Genomic DNA, 21976 nt, shown 5'->3' on the forward strand with positions numbered 1-21976 from the left:
GTCGTTTGACCGCTGTGTGACCGGATGATGACCGCGCAGCTGACCGGCCTCGGCGAGTGATTGCCTGCGGGGCATGCACAAGGGAATCACCTCATACCAGCCGTGCCTGTCCCTCCCCCCGCCGGCGTGGTCTCCGGCCCCCTCGGCGTCTGCGGGTGCCCGATGCTCAAAGCGTTCCCGAACGCACCAGCATGACTCGCGCCACTCACCGCCTCGTCAGCCGACCCTCTCAAGCCGCCAACGGGCAGAGCCCGTCAGCCACACCCGGCATCCCTGTGTGGCCCGGTCTTGCCAATGACCGGATCACCCCATGAAGAAAGGCAGGAAATCTCATGGTCGGCCCAGAGGCCCAGGCGCGCGGTCCCCGAGAAGCGCACGCCCACGGTGAGGACGCGACAGACCGGACGGCCTCGAAAGGGCGGATGTCAGGGCTCGACGTACTGCGTGCGTTCGCAATCCTCGGCATGGTCTGGCTGCATTTCGGACTGACCGGTTGGGGGAGCCCTGCGCCGGCCGGAAAACCCGCCGATGCCACACTGGCCTGGGTCCAGGGGCTGCTCAGCAGCCGCTCGCGGGAGATCTTCTTCCTGCTGGCAGGGGTGACGGTCGCGTTGCTGACCGGTGGTAAGTCGGTACGCCGCGGCCGGGAACGGGTCATCGCCTGGAAGCGGGTAGCGGTCCGTGCGGGAATGCTGTTCGTACTGGCGATGGTGCTGGGCGAGCTCGGCGCGTGGGACGTCCAGATCCTGCACTACTACGCCCTGTGGCTGCTGCTCCTGCTTCCGTTGTCAGTGCTGCGGGTCAGAACCCTGCTGATCATCGTCGGCGTGCTGGCGGCGGTCTGCCCGGCACTCAAAATTGCCGTCGATCACGCGGGGGCGAGTTGGGGCTTCGTGCCCGGCATGGGGCCGGGCCTGGTCCCGAAGGAGTCGGTGGGCGGATTCGTCCTGCTCATCACGCCGGGCGAATGGCTGCCCACCCTCCAAGAAGTCGTCTTCGGTCTGGGAAACGTCGGCCAGGACACCATCTCCGCGCTTCCGTTCCTGGTGCTCGGGCTCGCGCTGGGCAAGCTGGACCTGCGCAAAGCCGCGATACGGCGACGGATGACGGTGGCCGGCGCGGGAACGGCCGCGGCCGCACTCCTGCTGTCGCTGGTCTCGATGTATCCGCTGGGCGCCATGGACAAGGTCACTGCGTACAAGAATCCGCCGGCCGCCGCGACGGCTGCGCCCGGGGGTGCGTCGTCCGCACCTCCCAGCATGCCCAAGGCGCCCTGGGAGTCGCTCGTCACGATGGGCCACCCCGGCCCTGCCGACAAGCAATTCAGCGCCGCCGAGAGCGCCTTCATGCTCGGCACGATCACCGCACTGCTCGGCGGCCTCCTCACCCTGATGGACAAGCGGCTGGGGCAGCGGCTGCTCCGCCCCGTGACTGCCTTCGGCAGCATGGCTCTGACCTGGTACTTCGGTCACTTCCTCTGGCTCCAGCACCTCGCGCCGATCAGCGCGGGCGCAGGCGGGCCGACCAGCCGTTCCGTTCTGTCCTTCGCTCTCTTCGTCGCGGTCTCGCTCACCGCGTCCCTGCTGTGGCGCACATGGCTGCGCCGCGGCCCCCTGGAATGGCTGGTGCACCAAGCCGTCACCATCGCGGTACCGGGCAGAGACAAACGCCACCGCGTGGCTTCCAGCTATCGGTGAAAGGGCCGGCCGTCGCGGCGGGCCGGAAGGCCGCACGGCCCGAAGGAGGTGGCGGGCAGGCTGCCGCCGCAGGCCGGCCACGACGGACGCGGCGAAGCCGGGCGGCGGCGCGAAGCGTTCGGCGGCGGCCTCGGCGAACTGTCCGGCCTTCCCGGGGCCCAGGCCGATCACGTCGGCTCCGGGCCGGGTCGGCCTGTCGGCTCCCCCGGCTCAGAAGCCGAGCTTGCGCAGCTGCTTCGGGTCCCGCTGCCAGTCCTTGGCCACCTTCACATGCAGGTCGAGGAAGACCGGGGTGCCGAGCAGCGCCTCGATGTGCTTGCGCGACCTCATGCCGACGTCCTTGAGGCGGGCGCCCTTGGGGCCGATGATGATGCCCTTCTGGCTGGGCCGCTCGATGTAGACGTTGGCGTGGATGTCGAGCAGCGGCTTGTTCTCGGGGCGGTCCTCGCGCGGGATCATCTCCTCGACCACGACGGCGATGGAGTGCGGCAGCTCGTCCCGTACGCCCTCCAGCGCGGCCTCCCGGATCAGCTCGGCGACCATGACCTGCTCGGGCTCGTCGGTGAGGTCGCCCTCCGGGTAGAGCGGCGGGCTCTCGGGGAGCAGCGGGACGAGGAGGTCGGACAGGAGCGACACCTGCTGGTCGCCCACGGCCGAAACCGGGATGATCTCCGCCCACTCGATGCCGAGCTCCTGGCCGATCCGGTCGACGGCGAGCAGCTGCTCGGCGAGCGCCTTGGACTCGACGAGGTCGGTCTTGGTGACGATCGCGACCTTCGGGGTCTTCTTGATCTTGGCCAGTTCGGCGACGATGAACCGGTCCCCGGGGCCGAGCTTCTGGTCGGCGGGCAGGCAGAACCCGATCACGTCGACCTCGGCCCACGTGGTCCGCACGACGTCGTTGAGCCGCTCGCCGAGGAGCGTGCGCGGCTTGTGCAGACCGGGGGTGTCGACGAGGACGAGCTGGGCGTCGGGCCGGTGCACGATGCCGCGGACGGTGTGCCGGGTGGTCTGCGGGCGGCTGGAGGTAATCGCGACCTTCGTCCCCACCAGTGCGTTGGTCAGGGTCGACTTGCCCGCGTTGGGGCGGCCGACGAAGCACGCGAAGCCCGCGCGATGGGGGGCCTGGGTCGGGGCGGAGGCGTTATCCATAGGGGATATTCTCCCCGATCCCCCGGCCGCCGCCGACCAGCGCGGCAGGCGGGGGCGGCCGGGGTACTGCGCTGTGCGTACGCGGCGACTGTCCGTGAGGCGGCGGAAGCAGCGCGTGCGGGGCGGCGGCAGCGGCTCAGCCGAGCGCGTCCGCGCCCCCCGCGCGCGCCCTGCGGCGGCGGGCCACCTCGGTGACGTGCGTGAAAGCCGTGACGGCCGTGGTCACCAGGACCAGGACGGCGGCGGCGAGGATGAGCCAGTCGGCGTCACGGCCGCGCGCCCAGTCCGTGATCAGCCCGGCCCAAAGGATCACCGCGGCCACCGCGAGCCGAACGGGCAACAGCGACTGGACGCGCGCGGCGATCCGCTCCGCGCCGCGCTCGGCGGCCACGTAGCGCACGCCCTCGGGGAGCAGCACAGCCATCCAGGCCAGCGTCCACCAGGCGAAGCCGTCGCCCAGCGCCAGGTCGACGAAGACGCCCACGGTCAGGATCGTGCCGCAGACGATGAGCCCCCAGCCCGCCATCAGCGACCAGTTGGCCTTCGCTCGCGAGTCCACGGCGCTCACCCGGCCGGTACGGTCAGCCGCGGCGTGCCGTCGACGGCCGCGAGCACGACCGGCGTGGCGGGGCCGCCGAGGTCCCGTACGGCCGCGCGGTCCGCGTCGGGCACGGCGTCGGCGGCGGTGACCACGGCCGCGGCCTCCAGCGACGTCGCGCCGCTGGCGACGGCCATCGCGACGGCGGTCCGCAGGGCGCTCAGCGCGAGCGAGTCGAGGGCGACGGTCCCGGCCACGTACGTACGGCCCGTCTCATCGCGCACGGCCGCGCCCTCGGGCACCGCGTTACGGGCGCGGGTGGCGCGGGCCAGCGTGATGAGCTTGAGGTCCTCGGGGTCCAAGGGCGCGTTGTCCGTCATACGGCGAGCATAGTTGCGCACCCACCGGCCCCCGGCGGCCGGGCGGCCCGGCTATCCCGCCACCGACCGCATGCACCCCCGCCGCGCCTCCGGGGACGTCAGCCCATCCTCGGGACGGTCCGGGCAGGCGTCGCGCGTACGCGGTGGAGCCGGGGCACGGCGCCCCGGGCCCGCCGGGTGGTCACGGCCGGTCGTCGGACCGGGTCCTCCTCGGCTCCACCGCGTGGACATGGAGCGAACGGACCGGTTCGACCAGCACCGTCACGATGCGGTTGCGGCGGCCCGCCGGGGACTCGGCCGTCAGCCGCAGGGCGCGCAGCCCCGGATCGGTGGTGTCGTCCGTGAGGTCCACCTCCGCCGTGGCCCCCGCGATCGGGACGCGCCCCAGCGACTTGGCCAGCAGCCCGCCGACCGTCTCCACGTCCTCGTCGTCCAGCTCCAGGCCGTACAGCTCGCCGAGGTCGCCGATGTCGAGGCGGGCCGTCACCCGGTACGTGCCGTCGCCGAGGTTCTCCACCGGGGGCAGCTCGCGGTCGTACTCGTCCGTGATCTCGCCGACGATCTCCTCCAGGATGTCCTCGATCGTGACGATGCCCGCCGTGCCGCCGTACTCGTCGATGACGACGGCGCAGTGGTTGCGCTGCACCTGCATCTCGCGCAGCAGATCGCCCGCGTTCTTGGTGTCCGGCACGAAGACCGCCGGCCGCATCGCCGTCGAGACCAGCTCCGACTCCGCGTCCCGGCTGATGTGCGTCTTGCGGGCGAGGTCCTTGAGGTAGACGACGCCCACGATGTCGTCCTCGCTCTCGCCGGTCACCGGGATGCGCGAGAACCCCGAGCGCAGCGCCAGCGTCAGCGCCTGCCGGATGGTCTTGCCGCGCTCGATGACGACGAGGTCGGTGCGCGGCACCATCACCTCGCGCACCAGCGTGTCGCCGAGCTCGAAGACGGAGTGCACCATGCGGCGCTCGTCGTCCTCGATGAGCGACTCCTTCTCCGCCAGGTCCACCATGGCCCGCAGCTCGGCCTCGGAGGCGAAGGGGCCCTTGCGAAACCCCTTGCCGGGGGTGAGCGCGTTGCCGAGGAGGATGAGGAGCTGCGGGATCGGGCCCATGACGCGGGCCAGCGGCAGCAGTACGTACGCGGCGGCGGTCGCGGTGTTCACCGGGTGCTGGCGGCCGATGGTGCGCGGGGAGACCCCGACGGCGACGTACGAGACGAGGACCATGACGGCCATGGCCAGGACGAGCGCCTCCCAGGTCCGGTCGAACTCGCCCAGGAACACATAGGTGACCAGCACCCCGGCCGCCATCTCGCAGGCGACGCGCACCAGCAGCGCCACATTGAGATAGCGGGTGGGGTCGGCGGCGACGGCCATCAGCTTCGCGCTGCCGCGCCGCCCGGACCGCACCGCTTCCTCGGCGCGGAAGCGCGTCGTACGGGCCAGGCCGGCCTCCGCGCAGGCGGCGAGCCAGGCGACGACGACCAGCAGGACCGCGACGGCGAGCAGTTGAGCGGTCACGTGAACGTGGGGGCCGGGGAGGGCCCTTCGATGCCGCGCTCGCCGCGCCAGCCGTCGATGATCGCGGCCTGGAGGCCGAACATCTCGGCCTTCTCCTCCGGCTCCTCGTGGTCGTAGCCGAGCAGGTGGAGGACGCCGTGGACGGTGAGGAGCTGGAGCTCCTCGTCCATGGAGTGGCCGGTCGCCGCCTCCTCGCCCTGCCGCTTGGCGACCTCCGGGCACAGCACGATGTCGCCGAGCAGCCCCTGCGGCGTCTCTTCCTCGTCCTTGGCGGGCGGCCGCAGCTCGTCCATCGGGAAGGACATGACATCGGTGGGCCCGGGCAGGTCCATCCACTGGATGTGCAGCTGCTCCATGGCGTCGGCGTCGACGACGATGACCGAGAGTTCGGAGAGCGGGTGGATGCGCATCCGGGCCAGGGCGTAGCGGGCGACGTCCAGTACCGCCTGCTCGTCGATGTCCGTACCGGATTCGTTGTTGACGTCGATCGCCATGGTGGTCAGTTTTTACCTTCGTCGGGTGTCACAGCCCGTTTCGGCTGTCGTACTGCTCGTACGCGTCGACGATACGGCCCACCAGCTTGTGGCGGACTACGTCGGTGCTGGTGAGGCGCGAGAAATGCACGTCCTCGACGCCGTCCAGGATCTCCTGGACCTGGCGCAGCCCGCTCTTCGTGCCGTTGGGCAGGTCGATCTGGGTGATGTCGCCCGTGATCACGATCTTGGACTCGAAGCCGAGCCGGGTGAGGAACATCTTCATCTGCTCGGCGCTGGTGTTCTGCGCCTCGTCCAGGATGATGAACGCGTCATTGAGCGTGCGCCCACGCATATAAGCCAGCGGCGCGACCTCGATCGTGCCCGCGGCCATCAGGCGCGGGATCGAGTCCGGGTCGAGCATGTCGTGCAGCGCGTCGTAGAGCGGGCGCAGATACGGGTCGATCTTCTCGTAGAGCGTGCCGGGCAGGAAGCCGAGCCGCTCGCCCGCCTCGACGGCCGGGCGGGTCAGGATGATCCGGTTGACCTGCTTGGACTGGAGGGCCTGCACGGCCTTGGCCATGGCCAGATAGGTCTTGCCGGTGCCCGCGGGGCCGATGCCGAAGACGACGGTGTGCTTGTCGATGGCGTCGACATAGCGCTTCTGGTTGAGCGTCTTGGGGCGGATGGTGCGGCCGCGGCTGGAGAGGATGTTCTGGGTGAGGACCTCGGCCGGGGTCTCCGCGGGGCCGTCCCCGTCGGCGCTCTCCTGGAGCATGGCGATCGACCGTTCCACTGCGTCCTCCGTCATCGGGTGACCGGTGCGGAGCACCAGCATCATCTCGTCGAAGACGCGCTGCACGAGGGCGACTTCCTCCGGGTCCCCGGTAGCGCTTACTTCATTGCCCCGTACATGAATGTCCGTGGACGGGAACGCCTTCTCGATCACGCGCAGGAGCGAGTCCTCGGAGCCCAGGACCGTGACCATGGGGTGCTTGGCCGGAACGGTGAAGTGGGCGCGCGCCTGCGGTTGCATAGGTGTCTGAGTCATGGGCCGGCTCTCTGGCCTGCTCATCCCTCTCTCTGTGCTCGACAGCCTTGGGATACCAAGGGTACGACGGTGCACTGACAAGGCCGAGGTGTTTTCTGGGCCGCCTGCCGGGAGGGCCGCCGGGGCTCCGGCCGGTACAGCGGAGCCGCCCCGGCCGGTACGGCCAACGGCCGCCCGAGAGCCGCCCCGGGCTACAGCCGGCAGATCCTCCGCAGGCCGCGCGCGGACCGCCTCACTGCCTCCGCCTCACTGCCTCCGGAACCCGATGGTGGGCACCGCGCGCACCAGCGGCCACGGCCGGGCCGTCGGCGGCAGTATCCCGTCCAGGAAGGCATAGCGGCGCAGCGCCGCCGGGTCCTGGTCGTCGTACGACTTCACGTGCTGCCACCACGCGGCGATCTCCACCCACCCCGGCGCGGACAGCGACCCGCCGAATTCCTGTACGGACAGGGCGGCGGTCAGCCCCGCGAAGGCGAGCCGGTCCGCGAGCGGCCAGTCGGCGAGCGTCCCGGTGACGAAGCCCGCGACGAAGACGTCCCCGGCCCCGGTCGGGTCCAGCGCCTCCACGGCGATGGCCGGCACCTCGGCGGTCTCGCCCGTACGGCCGTCCGCCGCGTACGCGCCCTCCGAGCCGAGTGTGACGACGGCCAGCGGCACCTTGTCGGCGAGCGCCCGGGCGGCGACGCGCGGGCAGTCGGTGCGGGTGTAGCGCATCGCTTCCTCGGCGTTGGGGAGGAACGCCTCGCAGTGCTGGAGGTCGGCGAGGTCGTCCGGGTCCCAGCGGCCGGTGTCGTCCCAGCCGACGTCCGCGAAGATCCGGCTGCCCCGGCGGGCCGCGTGCGCGAGCCACTCCTCGCGCTTGCCCGGCTCCAGGAGGCTGACGCAGGCGCGGGCGGGCGGCGGGCAGACGGGGGCGGGCTCCTCGGGCGGCGGGGCCTCGTGGCCGTGGGAGACCATGGTCCGCTCGCCCTCGTACGCCATGGAGACGGTCACCGGCGAGTGCCAGCCCGGGACCGTACGGGACTGCTCCAGGTCGATGCCCTCGCCTCGGGAGAGCGCGTCCCAACAGTACTCGCCGTACATGTCGTCCCCGAACGCGGCGGCCAGCGAGGTCCGCAGGCCGAGCCGGGCCAGGGCGGTGGCCATGTTGGCGACGCCGCCCGGGCTGGAGCCCATGCCGCGCGCCCAGGACTCGGTGCCGCGCACGGGGGCGGAGTCCAGGCCGGTGAAGATGATGTCGAGGAAGACGGTGCCGGTGAGATACACGTCGGTCGCGGGGTCACGTTCGGAGCGGACCTCCGCCAGCGGGTCGAGCACCGGGTAGGCCCCGGCCCGCGGCGCGGCGCCGCTCGGTTCGTGGGGCCGCGCGCCGTTCGCCGGCCGGTCTCCGTCGCCAAATGTCACGGTGCGCTCCCCGACGCTCGTCGCGTCTCGTCTCGTCGTACCGCCGGCCGCGTCTGCGGTGGTGCCGGCGGTCACGTCTGCGGTCCTGGTCACTGCCCTGCTGCTCTGCTGACTTGCTGCTCTGCTGCCTTGCCCGTTGCGCCCTGGTCGCTGCTCGCCCGCTGCCCTGCTGCCTTGCCCGTGTCCTACCCGCGTCCTGCCCGCGGCCTTGTTCACGGCCTGTCCACGGTCTTGCCCTCGGCCTTGTTCACGGCCTTGTCCGCGCTCCTGCCACGGCCCTGCCGCGCCTCCCCGCACGCTGTCCTCCGTGTGGTCCTGCCCGTGACCTTGTCTGGTCCCTCCGACGCGGGTTCGGACAGTGTGCCCGATGCTGCGGTACGTTCCGGGCATGAGGTTGACGATTCTGGGTGGTGGCGGCTTTCGCGTGCCGCTCGTACACCGGGCCTTGCTGGACGACGCACGGCGCGACGCGCCCGGCCGCTGCACCGAACTGGTGCTGTACGACACGGACTCCGAGCGGCTGGGTGTCATCGAGTCCGTACTGGCGGCGCAGTCCGCGGACGTGCCCGGCGCGCCCTCCGTGCGCGTCGCCGACACGCTCGACGACGCGCTGCGCGGTTCGGACTTCATCTTCTCGGCGATCCGGGTGGGCGGCACGGCGGGCCGGGTGCGGGACGAGCGGATCCCGCTCTCCGAGGGTGTGTTGGGCCAGGAGACGGTCGGCGCGGGCGGCGTGCTCTACGGGCTGCGCACGATCCTGGTGGCCCTGGATATCGCGGAACGGGCCGCGGCCGTGGCCCCCGACGCGTGGCTGATCAACTTCACCAACCCGGCCGGCATGGTCACCGAGGCCATGACGGCCGTGCTGGGCGAGCGGGTCATCGGCATCTGCGACTCGCCCGTCGGCCTGGTGCGACGGGCCTCCCGCGCCATCGGCGTCGACCCGAACAAGGTCAGCTACGACTATGTGGGCCTCAACCATCTCGGCTGGCTGCGGTCCCTGCGGTTCGAGGGCCGCGACCTGCTGCCGGGCCTGCTCTCCGACGCCGCCGCGCTGGGCGCCTTCGAGGAGGGCAAGCTCTTCGGGGCCGACTGGCTCCATGCGCTCGGCGCGCTCCCCAACGAGTATCTGCACTACTACTACTTCCGGCGCGAGACGCTGCGCTCGGTGACCGAATCGGTCAAGACCCGCGGCGAGTTCCTGGACGGGCAGCAGGGCGCGTTCTTCGCGGAGGCCGCGGACCGGCGGCCGGAGCAGGCGTACGAGCTGTGGGAGCGGACCCGGCTCCAGCGCGAGGAGACGTACATGTCCGAGAGCCGGGCGGCGAGCGGGGGTTGGGAGCGCGACTCCTGCGACCTGGACGGCGGCGGCTACGACCAGGTGGCGCTGGCGCTGATGCGGGCGATCTCGCGGAACGAGCGCGCCCGTCTCATTCTCAATGTCCCCAACGGCACGACCGTCCCGCAGTTGGCGCCCGACGCCGTCATCGAGACGGTGTGCGAGGTCGACGAGAACGGGGCGCGCCCGCTGCCGTGCGAGCCGCTGCGCGAGGACCAGCTCGGCCTGATGCTCCAGCTCAAGGCGGTGGAACGGGCGTCGATCGAGGCCGCGGTCTACAAGGACCGCGATGCGGCGCTGCGCGCTCTGGCCCTGCACCCGCTGGTCGACTCCCCCGCGGTGGCCGCCCGCATTCTGGAACGCGCGTCCAAGAGTTGAGCGGGGCGGGGGCCGGCCCGCCCCCGCCCCTCCCCGGGGTCAGTGCCCCCGAGCCAGCCACTCCGCCACGTGCGGTGCCTCGGCGCCGACCGACGTCGAGTCCCCGTGCCCCGTACGGACGACGGTCTGCGCGGGCAGCGTCAGCAGCCGCTCCCGGATCGAGTCGACGATCGTCGGGAAGTCCGAGAAGGACCGGCCCGTGGCCCCCGGCCCGCCGTTGAACAGCGTGTCGCCGGTGAAGACGGCGGCCAGCGCGGGCGCGTACAGGCAGACCGCGCCGGGCGCGTGGCCGGGCGTGTGCAGCACGGTCAGCTCGACGCCCGCGACCGTGAGCGTCTGCCCGTCGGTGAGCCACCCGTCCGGGGAGCGCTCCGGGTGGGTCTGCTTCCACAGCGGCAGGTCGTCGGCGTGCAGCAGGATCGGCGCGCCCGTACGGTCCGCGAGGGCGGGGGCCGCGTCGATGTGGTCGTTGTGCGCGTGGGTGCAGACGATCGCGCGGAGCGTACGGCCGCCGAGCGCGTCGGCGATGGCGTCGGCGTCGTGGGCGGCGTCGATGACGATCGCCTCGTGATCGTCGCCGACGATCCACACGTTGTTGTCGACGTCCCAGGTGCCGCCGTCGAGCGAGAACGTGCCGGAGGTGACGAGCTGGTCGACGCGGGCGCGCGGGCCGTTCCCGGCGGTGAACTCGGCGTGGGCGTTGTCATCGGCCCCGGACTCGGCCGCCATCAGAAGACCACCACCGAACGCAGCACGTCGCCCTGGTGCATCCGCTCGAACGCCTTCTCCACATCCCCGAGCCCGATCGTCTCCGTGACGAACGCGCCGAGGTCGAGCCGCCCCTGCTGGTGCAGATCGATGAGCATGGGGAAGTCGCGGGAGGGCAGGCAGTCGCCGTACCAGGAGGACTTGAGCGAGCCGCCGCGTCCGAAGATGTCGAGCAGCGGCAGTTCCAGCTTCATCTCGGGCGTCGGCACGCCCACCAGGACGACGGTGCCCGCGAGGTCACGGGCGTAGAAGGCCTGCTCGTACGTCTCGGGGCGGCCGACCGCGTCGATGACGACGTCCGCGCCGAAGCCGCCGGTCAGCTCGCGGATCGCGGCGACGGGATCGGTGGCGCGGGAGTTGACGGCGTCGGTGGCGCCCATCGACTTCGCGGTCTCCAGCTTCCGGTCGTCGATGTCGACGGCGACGATGCGGGCGGCCCCGGCGAGCCGGGCGCCGGCGATGGCGGCGTCCCCGACGCCGCCGCAGCCGATGACGGCGACCGAGTCGCCCCGGCCGACCGCGCCGGTGTTGATCGCGGCGCCGATGCCGGCCATGACGCCGCAGCCCAGCAGGCCCGCGACGGCCGGGGAGACGCCCGGGTCGACCTTGGTGCACTGTCCGGCGGCGACCAGGGTCTTCTCCGCGAACGCGCCGATGCCGAGCGCCGGGGACAGCTCGGTGCCGTCCTTGAGGGTCATCTTCTGCTTGGCGTTGTGGGTGTCGAAGCAGTACTGCGGGCGGCCCCGTCGGCAGGCGCGGCACTCGCCGCAGACGGCGCGCCAGTTGAGGACCACGAAGTCACCGGGGGCGAGGTCGCCGGCGCCCTCCCCCACGGACTCCACGACGCCGGCCGCCTCGTGTCCGAGGAGGAAGGGGAATTCGTCGTTGATGCCGCCCTGCTTGTAGTGCAGGTCGGTGTGGCACACGCCGCACGCCTGCACCCGCACCACGGCCTCGCCGGGCCCCGGGTCCGGTACCACGATCGTCTCCACCCGGACCGGTTGGTCCTTGCCGGGTGCGATGACTCCGCGTACTTCCTGCGCCATGATCGGCCAGCCCTTCTCTTCGGAAATCTGCACATACCGTACGCGGACCGGGCGGGTGCGCCCAGCCGCCTCGCACCCGCCGTACGAGCGTGACGCCCCGTCCGAGCCCCGCCCGGGCTCTGCGCGCGTAGACAACCCTTGACCGGCGATCTCCGACCCCTTAGTTTCACGCTGCACCTGTATGCACCCTTAAACGCCCTCTGGAGACCCCGCGTGGCCCTCAACGCCCTCACTCGCTCATCTACGCGCGTCCGCGTCGCGGCCGTGGCCGTCGCCCTCGCCACCGGCGGCGGCCTGTTCGCGGCGGGCTCGGCCTCCGCCGACCACTCCGTGCCCCGCTCGGACAAGGAGATCCCGAACCTGACGCGGGTCACCGACCAGATCAAGGCGTACTACGGCGACACGGTGACCGCCTCCGGCGAGCACTACGCCTCGCCGCACAGCAACTACGCCAAGCAGCTCGCGAGCATCGAGAAGAAGGCCGAGCGCCACCTGGACCGCGCGGCGAAGAAGGCGGCGCACGACAACAGCAAGCACGGGAATCACGGGAAGCACGGCAAGCCCGCGATCGTGCTCGACCTCGACGACACCACGCTCCTGTCGTACAACTACGAGCTGGAGCAGGGCTTCCACTTCACGCCCGCGTCGCAGGACGAGTACCTCAAGACCAAGGACATGGCGGCCGTCTTCGGCATGCCGGAGCTGGTCAACCGGGCGAAGGCCAAGGGCATCACGGTCTTCTACGTGACCGGCCGCGACGAGCACCAGCGCGCGTGGAGCGTCCGCAACCTCAAGAACGTCGGCTACCGGCCGGCCGCGGACACCGCGCACCTCTACCTGCAGAACAAGAAGACGCCGCCCGCGTACCTGCCGTGCGGCTCGACGTGCACGACCGTCGAGTACAAGGCGGGCACGCGCAAGCACATCGAGTCCCAGGGCTACGACATCGTCGCCAACTTCGGCGACCAGTACAGCGATCTGTCCGGCGGCTACGCGGAGAAGTCCGTCAAGCTCCCGAACCCGATGTACTACCTGCCCTGACCCCGCCGTGCCCCCGCTTCGGCAGGGGCACCCGCATCAGGTCCCGGGCGACGGTGAGTTCGCCGTCGAACCCCGCCGCCCGGGCCTGGCGCTCGAACTCCGACGGGTCCGCGTACCGCTGCGAGAAGTGCGTCAGCACCAGGTGCCGTACGCCCGCGCCCACCGCGACCCGCGCGGCCTGGGCCGCCGTCAGGTGCCCGTGGTCGACGGCGAGGTGCTCGTCCGCGTCGAGGAAGGTCGACTCGATCACCAGCATGTCGCACCCCTCGGCGAGCTCGTACACGCCGTCGCACAGCCGGGTGTCCATCACGAAGGCGAACCGCTGCCCGCGCCGCACCTCGCTCACCTCGTCGAGCGATACGCCGTTCAGACCGCCCTCCCGGTGCAGCCGCCCCACGTCCGGCCCGGCGATGCCGTGCGCCGCGAGCCGCTCCGGCAGCATCCGCCGCCCGTCGGGCTCGACGAGCGCGTAACCGTACGACTCGACCGGGTGCGAGAGCTTGCGCGCCCACAGCTCGTACGACGGGGTCTCGGCGAGCGTGCCGCCGCTGCCCGATACGGGCTCCTCGACGAGCCGCACGGTCTCGCGGTACGCGGTCGCGTACCGCAGCCGGTCGAAGAAGTGCCGGCCGCTGCGCGGGTAGTGCGCGACGACGGGGTGCGGCACGCGGTCGAGGTTGATCCGCTGGATCACCCCGGCGAGGCCGAGCGAGTGATCGCCGTGGAAGTGCGTGACGCAGAGGCGGTTCAGGTCGTGCGCCGCGACCCCGGCCCGCAGCATCTGCCGCTGCGTCCCCTCCCCCGGGTCGAAGAGGATGCCCTCGCCGTCCCAGCGCAGCAGATAGCCGTTGTGATTGCGGTGCCGGGTCGGCACCTGGCTGGCGGTGCCGAGGACGACGAGCTCCCGTACGGACAAGGCCGCTCCCCGGCTATCCGGGGGGCCAGTTGAGGCCGCGCCCGCCGAGCACGTGGGCGTGCGCGTGGAAGACGGTCTGCCCCGCGCCGGCGCCGGTGTTGAAGATGACCCGGTACCCCGTCCCGTCGACCTTCTCCTCCCCCGCGATCTCCCCGGCCTCGCGCAGCACATCCGCGGCGATGGCCGGTTCGGCGGCGGCGAGCGCGGCGGCGTCGGGGTAGTGCGCCTTGGGGATCACCAGGACATGCGTGGGCGCCTGCGGATTGATGTCCCGGAACGCCACGGTCGTCTCGCTCTCCCGCACGACGGTAGCCGGCACCTCCCCCGCCACAATCTTGCAGAACAGGCAGTCGGCCTGCGCTTCTCCCGCCACCGGTGGGCTCCTCCCGAGTCGTGTGACGCGCGCGGCTCGCGCGTACGAACGGGATGCTACCGGCCGGGACCGACAGCCCGATGATCGGAGAGGCGCGAGGGTGTCACTTCCCGGGCAGACCGGAGGAACAACTGTCAGAGGGCTGAGGATGAGGGGGCGGAGTGGGCTGCGGGGCAGGCACATACGTACTGCCTCCCTCCCCGCCGCTCCGTGTGCTGGAGGGCTCAGCGCTCCCGTCGCAGGACCCGAGCACAGTGGCGGTGAAGACGGTCTTGCCACCGACTTTCGCGGTCAGATTGCCCCGCACGCATGAGTCACCGCTGATCCCGGTCACCCGCCCGTAGACAATGATCTTCTTCCCGTCTCCGCTCCGCCCCTCGCAGTCGACCCCGACCGCGGTCACCGGAGGCGGCGCACTCCCCGCCTCCTCCCCCGTCCTATCGACCTGCCCGGAACAGGCGAGCCACTGCACGGTGACGTCATTGCGCTCCAGCGCGCGCGTGGCCAGGTTGTCGGTGGCGACGGACACGTTGACGGTGCTGAGCCCGCCCACCGCCGGCTCACACCCCACCAAGGCCGCCGCCCCCACTCCGACGATCCCCACCACTCCGGCACTCCACAGCACCGGCCGATCGCGTAATCGCCTCAATGCCCCCATAGGGGGCAGCGTCCCACCGACCTGAGGAGGGGGGTAGAGCGACGTCGGCCAGTCCTGGGCACGCGCGCGGGGCCGTACGGCCCTGGGCGACGGCCTCGTACGCACCATCGGGCCCACCGACCTCGGCTATGCCAGCGGCCCAGTGCCTCAGCTCGACACGGTCCAACTGGACACCGAGCACGGGTCCGTACTGATCGACGCGGGCGCTCAGTTGGAGAAGTACCGATTCGTACTGAACCGCATGGAACGCATTGCGCTCAACCCCACCGAGTCACGCGATCTCATCCACCGAATCCGTCAAGAAATCTAGGGGACGCCCACCATGTCCACATTCGCCTGGCAGAAATCCTCGTACAGCGCCGACGCTTCCGCCTGCGTCTACCTGGCAGCCACCCCGGACGGGACACTCCACCTCCGCGAAAGCGACACCCCCGACACCACTCTCACCACCACACCCGACGCACTACGCCCCCTCATATCCGCCATCAAGCGCGGAGCATTCGACACCCTCCTTCACTGAACAGACTTGGGCGTACTCAACAAATTATCCCACGATCGGACACTCGTCATGGCCCTACAGTTCGCTCCGACCTCGAACCCCGAAAAAACGTGAAGATCGCTTCCCGCTGCTCGGCCACAGTAACCACCTGATCAGCTCTGGCAGGAGCAAAGATGTCTACAGTTTCCTGATTCACCACCCGCAACGACGGATCGAAGGTGTAGACGTATCTCCCGCCTGTCATCTGTGCCTGCATACCAGAATTCGTCACATTGATTCGCGCGCCCTGGCAACAGAGAAGAAGGCCGTCGTCCTCCAATTCCTCTCTGGCCCTCAGGAGGCAGGCGAACAAATTGTCAGCAGCGTACGACTTCTTCTCACGACCTTCACGCAACACGTCCAGTACACACGGCGGCTGCACGGTCGGTTCCAGGGTGAGATCTTCCATCTCCCCATCCGGATTCACCGCGGTCAGCGCAATACTCTCCTTCACGACGCCCTCCGTAGTTCGCGTACTGAGTTCCGGCATGCGCGCGGGTCTCGGCACATAGCGAGAGGAACGCGGACAGCGCAGCGGCCCTGGCACACGCGAACATCGTGGGCAGGGCTGCCCCAGCCCACTCCGCGATCGCCTGGCAGTCGCGCAAGCCGGGCCACCCTCAAGCGCCCGCGATTCCTTGACAAGCTACGTCCGGGAGAGGGGACTCCGCGCGATCCTTGAGCCATGCCCGAACTTAACGACAAGCACCCCTCCAGCGCAGGCGGCGCCGTCACCGCAGGTTATCCCCTGCTTCTCGTACTGGTGACGGACGTGGCAGCCGGGCTGCTGGTCGCCATCGCACTTGTCAGCCGGGGGCTGGACCGGATGAACGCCGGGGCCGGACGGACAGCGACCAGCGTGCCGCGCCTGGACTGGGCGCCAGTGCTGGGCTTCGGCGCTCTGGCCCTGGCGATCGGTGTAACGGCCGTCGTGCTGCTGGATCGGGCACCGAGTTGTCCCTACTGAGGGGCACCCCAAAGCGCATCAAGATCCCGACAATGAACAACGATCGAAGCATCGGTCAACGCGATCTCATGAAGACAACCGTCATCCCACGGAAGAATCTCGTCCAGCAGGACAGTGTCGACCTCCATCCAGTCGATAGAATGTTCATAGTCGATCGAGAAATGCGTAACCCCAGAATATTGAATCCGCAGACCGGAGTCGTGCTTCCAGTCGTTGGGGGAGAACACCAAAGTCAAATTCCCACTCTTATCTGTAGGAATGACGATATCCGCTAGCTCCAGGTCCTTGACACACCTCTTGCTGCCAAAGCTGTAGTGCATCTCATCTGAAGCGAATTCCCATGCGCCAGGCGGAAGACTCCCGCGCATCTTCGGCAGCTCAGCCAAGTAGCCAGTCGGATCCACGCTGAACCCAGGGAGTTGCTGGTCCCAGTCAGCCTTCACGAACTTCATTTACAACCTTCCGATGCGAGGCGGGGACGCCGCCATTTGTCGCCGGTAATGTCCTCCACCCCCTTGGGTCCGATACGCCCGGTCCTTCTCATGAAGTCCACAGCCTTCCCCTTAAGGGCATTCTGCACACTATCTGGCACCTCTACTTCAACAGCCTTCTTAGTGTGCTTGTCGAAGAAACCATCACTGCCGAACAGTCCGACTTCTCGACCATTTTTATCATATACATGTATCTCGAAATCCGTACCTTTGGTCCCTTCGGGCCACTGATCTATCCTGCCCCTGTACCCCCTCCCGAAGTCCAGTGGGTCTTTCGGACCACGCGCCGCAAGGCCATGCGGGTCAATCCATACCAGGGGGTTGTGAACATAGGCGTGATGGTTGGGAGCCGGTTCGATACCGAGAGGATCCGGGCCCACATAGGCAGCCACCTCCGGGTCGTAGTGGCGGAAGTAGTTGTAGTGGAGTCCCGTTTCCGCGTCCGCGTACTGGCCCGGGAAGCGGAGGGGGCAGGTGACGGTGTCGGTGTCCGTGGGGGCCGGGAGGCGTGTGCCCCAGAGGGTGGTGCGGTGTTGCCAGGTCAGCTCGCCGGCTGGGGTGATCAACTCTGTTGGTGAGCCGACCGGGTCGGTGATGATCGCGTGGAAGCGGGTGGCCTCAGCCGGGTCCGAGAGTTCCGCGAATTTGGTGATCAGGGACTCGCCCGGCGCCCGGGTCAAAGGGCGGTGGTCCGTCTGGGTCAGGGGGCGGTGGGTGTCCGGGGCGTAGTCCCACGTGGTGACCCGGCCGTCTGGCGCCGTCTGTTCGGCCAGTCGGGTGTCGTCCCAGGTGAAGGTGGTCTCCTCCGCCACCTCCCCCGTGTCCGTCAGGCGCTGCTTGGATATCCGGCGGCCCAGGGGGTCGTACGTGTAGTGCCAGTGTTCGCCGTCCGGATTGACCGCTCCCGTCAGGCGGTCCTCCGCGCTCCACGTATACGTCCATGTCTTGGTCCGGCCGTTGAGGAGTTTGCGGGCTTTGCGTACGAGGCGGCCCTGCGCGTCGTGTTCGTAGCGAGTGCGGCCCGCGCGGCGGATCAAGGTGCCCTCGAACGCTCGCTCGCCCGGCGATTCGTGGGCCGGGGCCTCGGCTCGGGTCAGGTTGCCCGCGCCGTCGTAGGCGTAGCGCTCCGTCCAGCCGTGCGCGTTCACCTCCGTCACGCGGCCCATCGCGTCCAGGTCGAACCGCCTGGTGCCGGAGGTCAGTTCGCGGATTTCGGTGAGGTAGCCGTCCGCCCGGTACGCGTACGCGCGGTGCTGGAGCAAGCGCTCAGCGCCCGGTCCGCGCACCGTCTGGCCCGTCAGGCGGCCGGTCTCGTTCCAGGTCTGGGTGAGCGCCGCTCCGTCCCCGATGCCGCGCCGCGTCTCGCGCCCCGCCGCGTCGTACCCGAACGTCAGCTCCCCTGCGTCCGACCGCAGTGCGGTGGGGCGGCCTTCCGCGTCGTACGTCCACTGCGAGACCAGCCCCGATGGCGTCGTGCGGCGTCGGCGGCGGCCCGCCGCGTCGTACGCGTACGTCGTCGCCCGCCCGTTCACGCTCTCCGTTACAGGGCGGCCGAGCGCATCGCGCCCGATGACGAGCTCCGCGTCCGCGTTCGCCGCCCGCACCAGGTCACCCGCCGGGTCGTACGCGTACGCGATGCGCTCGTCCCCGTCGCCGCGCTGCTCCACCACCCTCCCCAGCACGTCCCGCTCGAAGCGCAGTTCCTCGCCCGCCCCGTTCGTCCGCGACACCAGCCCGCCCGCCGCGTCGTGCCCGTACGTCAGCGTCCGGCCGTTGAAGTCGGTCTCCGACGCCAGCCGGCCCGCCGCGTCGTACTCATAGCTCCAGCTCAGGCCCTGCGGATTGGTCACCTCCGTCAGCCGCAGCTCCGTGTCGTACGCGAACGCGTACCGCGTGCCATCCGGATCCGTGCGCGTCGCCGGGACATCGAAATGCGTGGAGGTCTGCCGGGTGACGTTGCCCGCCGGGTCCGTGTGCGACAGGAGGTTGCCCTCGCCGTCCCACGTCCAGGTCTCCCGCGTGGTGCCGTTCGCCGGTTCGTGCCAGCTCGGTTTGGATTCCGTCGTCCACCCCATCCGCACCGTGTGGCCCAGCGGGTCGGTCGTCTCGATGACACGGCCGAACGCGTCACGGCGGACCGTGGTCGTGTGGCCCAGTGCGTCGGTGACGGCCGCCGGGAGCCCCGCCGCGTCCGGCGTCACCCGACGCGTGCCGCCGAGCGGGTCCGTCACCGAGATCAGGTGGCCCGAGGCGTCGTGCGCGTACCGGGTCTCCGCGCCCGCCGGATCGGTCGTCGTCACGACGTTGCCGCGCTCGTCGTACGTGTGGCGCCAGACCGCGCCCCCCGGCTCGGTGACCTCCACCGGCCGGGCGAGGCCGTTGTAGGCGGCCGCGGCGGTCGAGCCGTCCGGCAGCACCACCTCCGTGAGGTTCCCGGCCGCGTCGTAGCCGTAGCGCGTGGTGCGGCCCAGCGGATCGGTGACCGCCGTGCGCAGGTCACCCCGCTCGTTCCACTCGGTGCGTGTCACCTGGCCCAGCGGATCGGTCTCTTCGACCACCTGGCCATCGGCGTTGCACCGATACGCGGTCCGCCGGCCCAGCGAGTCGACGTACGTCGTGGTGTGCGACGCGTCGTCGTATTCCAGCGCGCCCGAGAAGAACCCGTCGCTGCCCTCCGTGCACACCACCCGGCCGGCCGCATCGTAGACATACGCGAACGACGTCCCGTTCCGGTCCGTCCACGACGTCACCCGCCCCTGACCGTCATACGTGAACCGCAGCGGCCGGCCGCTGGAGTTCACGACCTCCGCGAGATTGCCCGCCGCGTCATACCCGTAACGCATCACCACCGTGCCGCCGCCCGCACCCGGCCCGGTCCCGTACCGCGACGGCGCCTCCTCCAGCAGCCGCAACGCCGTCACCCGCACACCCTCGGTATCGACCGCCACGTAGTAGCCGCCGGAATGCCGAAGCCCCACCGGCACGCCCTCCGTCGCGCGCTCCACGTCGATACGGGCCCCGTTGTGGTCCGTCCAGGACTCCAACGGCAGCTCCACCACGCCCGGTTCGCCCGCCGGCCGGGCCCCGCCGAACGTGCGGACCACCCCGGACCCGGGATCCGTGATGGTCACCACCCCGTCCGGCTCCCCGTCCCACTCCAACGGCCACCGCGCGCCCTTCACCGGCCACACCGGCTCCCCGGCCCGCGGCACCGGATACACCAGCCGCATCCCATCCGCCGCCGCGAAGACCACCCCCTGCGCATCGAGCTGCACCCGCTCGTCCAGCGTCGACGCCCACGCCGGCCCGAAACACACCCCCGACCGATACGACGACAGATGCGTCCGCTCGAAAACCAAGGGCAGATCGGCCGGGAGACGCAGATCGGTCTGCATCATCAGCATGTCGCCGGACGCCACGTCGATCGGCTCACCCGCACACGGCACGTCCTTGCCCCGGCGGCACGCCTCACCCAGCTTGATCACATTGCGGCGCAGCGCCTCCACGCCCTTGGACACCGACGGCGGCATCCGAAACAACTCCCCGTTCAAGGGCAGCCTCGACACACCCGCGGCCCCGCCGCCGAACACACCCCCGTAGAGCATGCCGTCATTCGCCGCGGCACTGATCTCATCCAGACTGATACCCGACTGCTCACCGCGGAGGATCTTGATCGGCTGCGCGACCGCCAGATCCAGCGCCACCGTCTCCACCCCGCCGAACGCGGCACCCACCAGAGCCGACGCGGCGATCTCCTCCGCCGCCGTCGCGATCACCAGCTCAAGCTCCGCCCCAAGCCCCAGAATCCCCTCCACCGCCACCCCCGCGGCGAGATCCGACAACCCCGCCGTGAAGAAGGTCCCCGCCACCCCGGCCACGATGACCGCGGCACTCGCCTCGATCGCCGTCCACAGTTGATGCCGGGCATGTTCGATCTGACCGGCGAGCTGCTCCAGCCCCTCCGCCATATCCCGCGACGCCTTCGCCAGATCCCGCAGCCAGCCCGCACCACCGTCCTTGGCATAACGCGACCAGAACACCCGAAAGGCGTCGATCGCCTCACCCTTGTTGTGATGAATGAGCGAGGAAGCCGAATGATGCACCGGCGTATGCACATCATCGACCCGGCCGGCGAACGTCCGCCACGCCTTCGCCGCCTCCCGCAACTTCCCCGGATCCCCGTCCGGCCAGTGCAGACCCAGATGCTCCAGGATATTCCTGGCCTCTTCGGCGACACTCATTCCGCACCCTTGCCGCGCCCGGCCTTCTCCCTGGCGAAAATGCCCGCAATCGCCTTGTCGTTGTCGACATGACCGTCCGCCATATCGCTCAGCGCCTCATGGATACTGACCAGCCCCAGCACCAAAATGCCCGCAGAACTCTCCAACGACTCCGCACTGGAGCGATAGCCGGCACCGAACTTCTCCGCGTCCCCACCCCACGGCTCCCCCAACCCGTCCAAGGTGTTGACCAACTCGGTCAGCGCCGAACTCAACTCCTTGCCCTGCCGCTTGAAAACCGGCGCCGCCGACTTGATATCCGCCGTCCTGATATCCAGAACCCTGCCACCGTCAGGCCCGTCACCCACCGCACGCCTCCCCCGTCGCATGCCCCCACGCAAACCTCCACCCTAGGAAGCGGGAACCACGGTTCGACCAACGCGACGCAATGCCGAAGCAAAGGAACAGCACTGAGCGATGAAGCGCATCGTCTCTGCCGCGAACAAATGCCGTAAACAGGTGCACGGGCCGAGTCATTGGCTGCGTCATCCGCTACCGTTCATCCTTCGACAGCCGACGATCATCATCGTTTTCGGGGGAATTTCCTTGACCACCCTGCCGCCCTTGGGCAACCCGATCATGCCGAGCCGCCGAAAGATAGTCCGGAACAGAATCATCTTCGGACTGTTCGTCGCCGCGCTCGCCGCCTCCTTCGCCGTGAATGGGTTCACCGGCAAGGACGATTCCGACAGCGTCCAGGCAGGCGACTGCTTCGAGAACACGGGCACCAAGAAGGAGGCGCAGATCGAGAAGCACGACTGCGGCGACGCTCACGCCACCTACAAGGTGCTGAAGCGGGACGACGACTCCGTCACCGAGATCGCGTGCTGGGATGTGAAGGGGACCACCGGAGCGCTCACGGCGGCCGGGGCCAAGAACTTCGTCGTGTGCTTCAAGGACAACCCGGACAAGGGGCGCGGCGAGGGCTGAGGCCCCCGCACCAAGCCGCCGCCCCTTCGCGGAG

General features: G+C 69.9%; 23 protein-coding genes. 7 read left to right on the top strand and 16 right to left on the bottom strand.

Features of this window, described 5'->3' with window-relative positions:
- Positions 1-422 precede the first annotated feature (422 nt).
- Positions 423-1697: a DUF418 domain-containing protein gene (locus AC07AB_RS24150; protein ID WP_478570282.1), complete on the top strand. Its 1275-nt coding sequence runs from the start codon at positions 423-425 to the stop codon at positions 1695-1697.
- A 210-nt stretch (positions 1698-1907) separates the two neighbouring features.
- Here AC07AB_RS24150 and era read toward each other — a convergent pair whose 3' ends face one another.
- From era to AC07AB_RS24185, 7 genes are all read right to left on the bottom strand, one after another.
- Positions 1908-2849, bottom strand: coding sequence for a GTPase Era (era, locus tag AC07AB_RS24155; RefSeq protein ID WP_478570284.1), 942 nt, complete (start codon positions 2847-2849; stop codon positions 1908-1910).
- A 136-nt stretch (positions 2850-2985) separates the two neighbouring features.
- A complete protein-coding gene (locus AC07AB_RS24160) occupies positions 2986-3408 on the bottom strand; it encodes a hypothetical protein (RefSeq protein ID WP_478570287.1) in 423 nt (140 codons plus the stop codon).
- Positions 3409-3413: 5 nt separating this feature from the next.
- Entirely contained in the window at positions 3414-3767 is a 354-nt protein-coding gene (locus AC07AB_RS24165) for a cytidine deaminase (protein ID WP_478570289.1), read from the bottom strand.
- 181 nt (positions 3768-3948) lie between these two features.
- A complete protein-coding gene (locus AC07AB_RS24170) occupies positions 3949-5289 on the bottom strand; it encodes a hemolysin family protein (RefSeq protein WP_478570292.1) in 1341 nt (446 codons plus the stop codon).
- Positions 5286-5783 (bottom strand): rRNA maturation RNase YbeY, encoded by a 498-nt coding sequence (gene ybeY, locus AC07AB_RS24175; RefSeq protein WP_478570295.1) that lies wholly within the window; start codon positions 5781-5783, stop codon positions 5286-5288. The genes AC07AB_RS24170 and ybeY overlap by 4 nt, the downstream gene beginning before the upstream one ends.
- 28 nt (positions 5784-5811) lie before the next feature.
- Complete coding sequence (locus AC07AB_RS24180; protein WP_478570297.1) at positions 5812-6813, bottom strand: PhoH family protein; 1002 nt, start codon at positions 6811-6813, stop codon at positions 5812-5814.
- 246 nt (positions 6814-7059) lie between these two features.
- Positions 7060-8130 (bottom strand): carbohydrate kinase family protein, encoded by a 1071-nt coding sequence (locus AC07AB_RS24185; RefSeq protein ID WP_478570577.1) that lies wholly within the window; start codon positions 8128-8130, stop codon positions 7060-7062.
- Positions 8131-8605: 475 nt separating this feature from the next.
- Between AC07AB_RS24185 and AC07AB_RS24190 the strand changes: the two genes are divergently transcribed.
- Positions 8606-9934, top strand: a complete 1329-nt coding sequence (locus AC07AB_RS24190) for a 6-phospho-beta-glucosidase (RefSeq protein WP_478570300.1) — start codon at positions 8606-8608, stop codon at positions 9932-9934.
- Between the two features lie 39 nt (positions 9935-9973).
- Here AC07AB_RS24190 and AC07AB_RS24195 read toward each other — a convergent pair whose 3' ends face one another.
- Both AC07AB_RS24195 and AC07AB_RS24200 read right to left on the bottom strand, forming a co-directional pair.
- Entirely contained in the window at positions 9974-10663 is a 690-nt protein-coding gene (locus tag AC07AB_RS24195; RefSeq protein WP_478570303.1) for an MBL fold metallo-hydrolase, read from the bottom strand.
- On the bottom strand, positions 10663-11748 hold the full coding sequence (locus AC07AB_RS24200) for an S-(hydroxymethyl)mycothiol dehydrogenase (RefSeq protein ID WP_478570580.1): 1086 nt from the start codon (positions 11746-11748) through the stop codon (positions 10663-10665). Before AC07AB_RS24200 ends, AC07AB_RS24195 begins: the two co-directional genes overlap by 1 nt.
- A 213-nt stretch (positions 11749-11961) precedes the next feature.
- On the opposite strand from AC07AB_RS24200, the gene AC07AB_RS24205 reads away from it, so the two are divergent.
- Positions 11962-12789 carry an HAD family acid phosphatase gene (locus tag AC07AB_RS24205; RefSeq protein ID WP_478570305.1) on the top strand — a complete coding sequence of 276 codons (828 nt, stop codon included), beginning with the start codon at positions 11962-11964 and terminating at the stop codon, positions 12787-12789.
- Here AC07AB_RS24205 and AC07AB_RS24210 read toward each other — a convergent pair.
- The 3 genes from AC07AB_RS24210 to AC07AB_RS24220 all read right to left on the bottom strand — a co-directional run bounded on the left by AC07AB_RS24210 (position 12755) and on the right by AC07AB_RS24220 (position 14682).
- Positions 12755-13705 (bottom strand): ribonuclease Z, encoded by a 951-nt coding sequence (locus tag AC07AB_RS24210; protein ID WP_478570307.1) that lies wholly within the window; start codon positions 13703-13705, stop codon positions 12755-12757. The genes AC07AB_RS24205 and AC07AB_RS24210 overlap by 35 nt on opposite strands.
- A 13-nt stretch (positions 13706-13718) precedes the next feature.
- Positions 13719-14078 (bottom strand): histidine triad nucleotide-binding protein, encoded by a 360-nt coding sequence (locus tag AC07AB_RS24215; protein ID WP_478570310.1) that lies wholly within the window; start codon positions 14076-14078, stop codon positions 13719-13721.
- Between the two features lie 103 nt (positions 14079-14181).
- Positions 14182-14682, bottom strand: coding sequence for a hypothetical protein (locus AC07AB_RS24220; RefSeq protein ID WP_478570312.1), 501 nt, complete (start codon positions 14680-14682; stop codon positions 14182-14184).
- Positions 14683-14878: 196 nt separating this feature from the next.
- Between AC07AB_RS24220 and AC07AB_RS24225 the strand changes: the two genes are divergently transcribed.
- A complete protein-coding gene (locus tag AC07AB_RS24225; protein WP_478570314.1) occupies positions 14879-15046 on the top strand; it encodes a Scr1 family TA system antitoxin-like transcriptional regulator in 168 nt (55 codons plus the stop codon).
- A gap of 12 nt (positions 15047-15058) precedes the next feature.
- A complete protein-coding gene (locus AC07AB_RS24230) occupies positions 15059-15256 on the top strand; it encodes a DUF397 domain-containing protein (protein WP_478570317.1) in 198 nt (65 codons plus the stop codon).
- 46 nt (positions 15257-15302) lie between these two features.
- Here the strand turns inward: AC07AB_RS24230 and AC07AB_RS24235 are convergent, their stop codons facing one another.
- Positions 15303-15728 (bottom strand): hypothetical protein, encoded by a 426-nt coding sequence (locus AC07AB_RS24235; RefSeq protein ID WP_478570320.1) that lies wholly within the window; start codon positions 15726-15728, stop codon positions 15303-15305.
- Between the two features lie 231 nt (positions 15729-15959).
- Here AC07AB_RS24235 and AC07AB_RS24240 point away from each other — a divergent pair, with 231 nt between their 5' ends.
- The gene (locus tag AC07AB_RS24240) at positions 15960-16241 is read left to right on the top strand and encodes an inner-membrane translocator (protein WP_478570323.1); all 282 of its coding nucleotides are present in this window, start codon (positions 15960-15962) and stop codon (positions 16239-16241) included.
- Here the strand turns inward: AC07AB_RS24240 and AC07AB_RS24245 are convergent.
- Genes AC07AB_RS24245 through AC07AB_RS24255 form a run of 3 tightly spaced genes read right to left on the bottom strand, consistent with a single transcriptional unit; the run spans position 16235 to position 21320 of the window.
- The gene (locus AC07AB_RS24245) at positions 16235-16693 is read right to left on the bottom strand and encodes a hypothetical protein (protein WP_478570326.1); all 459 of its coding nucleotides are present in this window, start codon (positions 16691-16693) and stop codon (positions 16235-16237) included. The genes AC07AB_RS24240 and AC07AB_RS24245 overlap by 7 nt on opposite strands.
- On the bottom strand, positions 16690-20973 hold the full coding sequence (locus tag AC07AB_RS24250; protein WP_478570329.1) for a DUF6531 domain-containing protein: 4284 nt from the start codon (positions 20971-20973) through the stop codon (positions 16690-16692). Before AC07AB_RS24250 ends, AC07AB_RS24245 begins: the two co-directional genes overlap by 4 nt.
- Positions 20970-21320, bottom strand: a complete 351-nt coding sequence (locus AC07AB_RS24255; RefSeq protein ID WP_478570332.1) for a WXG100 family type VII secretion target — start codon at positions 21318-21320, stop codon at positions 20970-20972. Before AC07AB_RS24255 ends, AC07AB_RS24250 begins: the two co-directional genes overlap by 4 nt.
- A 109-nt stretch (positions 21321-21429) precedes the next feature.
- Between AC07AB_RS24255 and AC07AB_RS24260 the strand changes: the two genes are divergently transcribed.
- Positions 21430-21942, top strand: a complete 513-nt coding sequence (locus AC07AB_RS24260; RefSeq protein ID WP_478570335.1) for an LppU/SCO3897 family protein — start codon at positions 21430-21432, stop codon at positions 21940-21942.
- The last annotated feature ends 34 nt before the right edge of the window (positions 21943-21976 follow it).

The organism is Streptomyces sp. NPDC044033 (genome assembly GCF_056434425.1).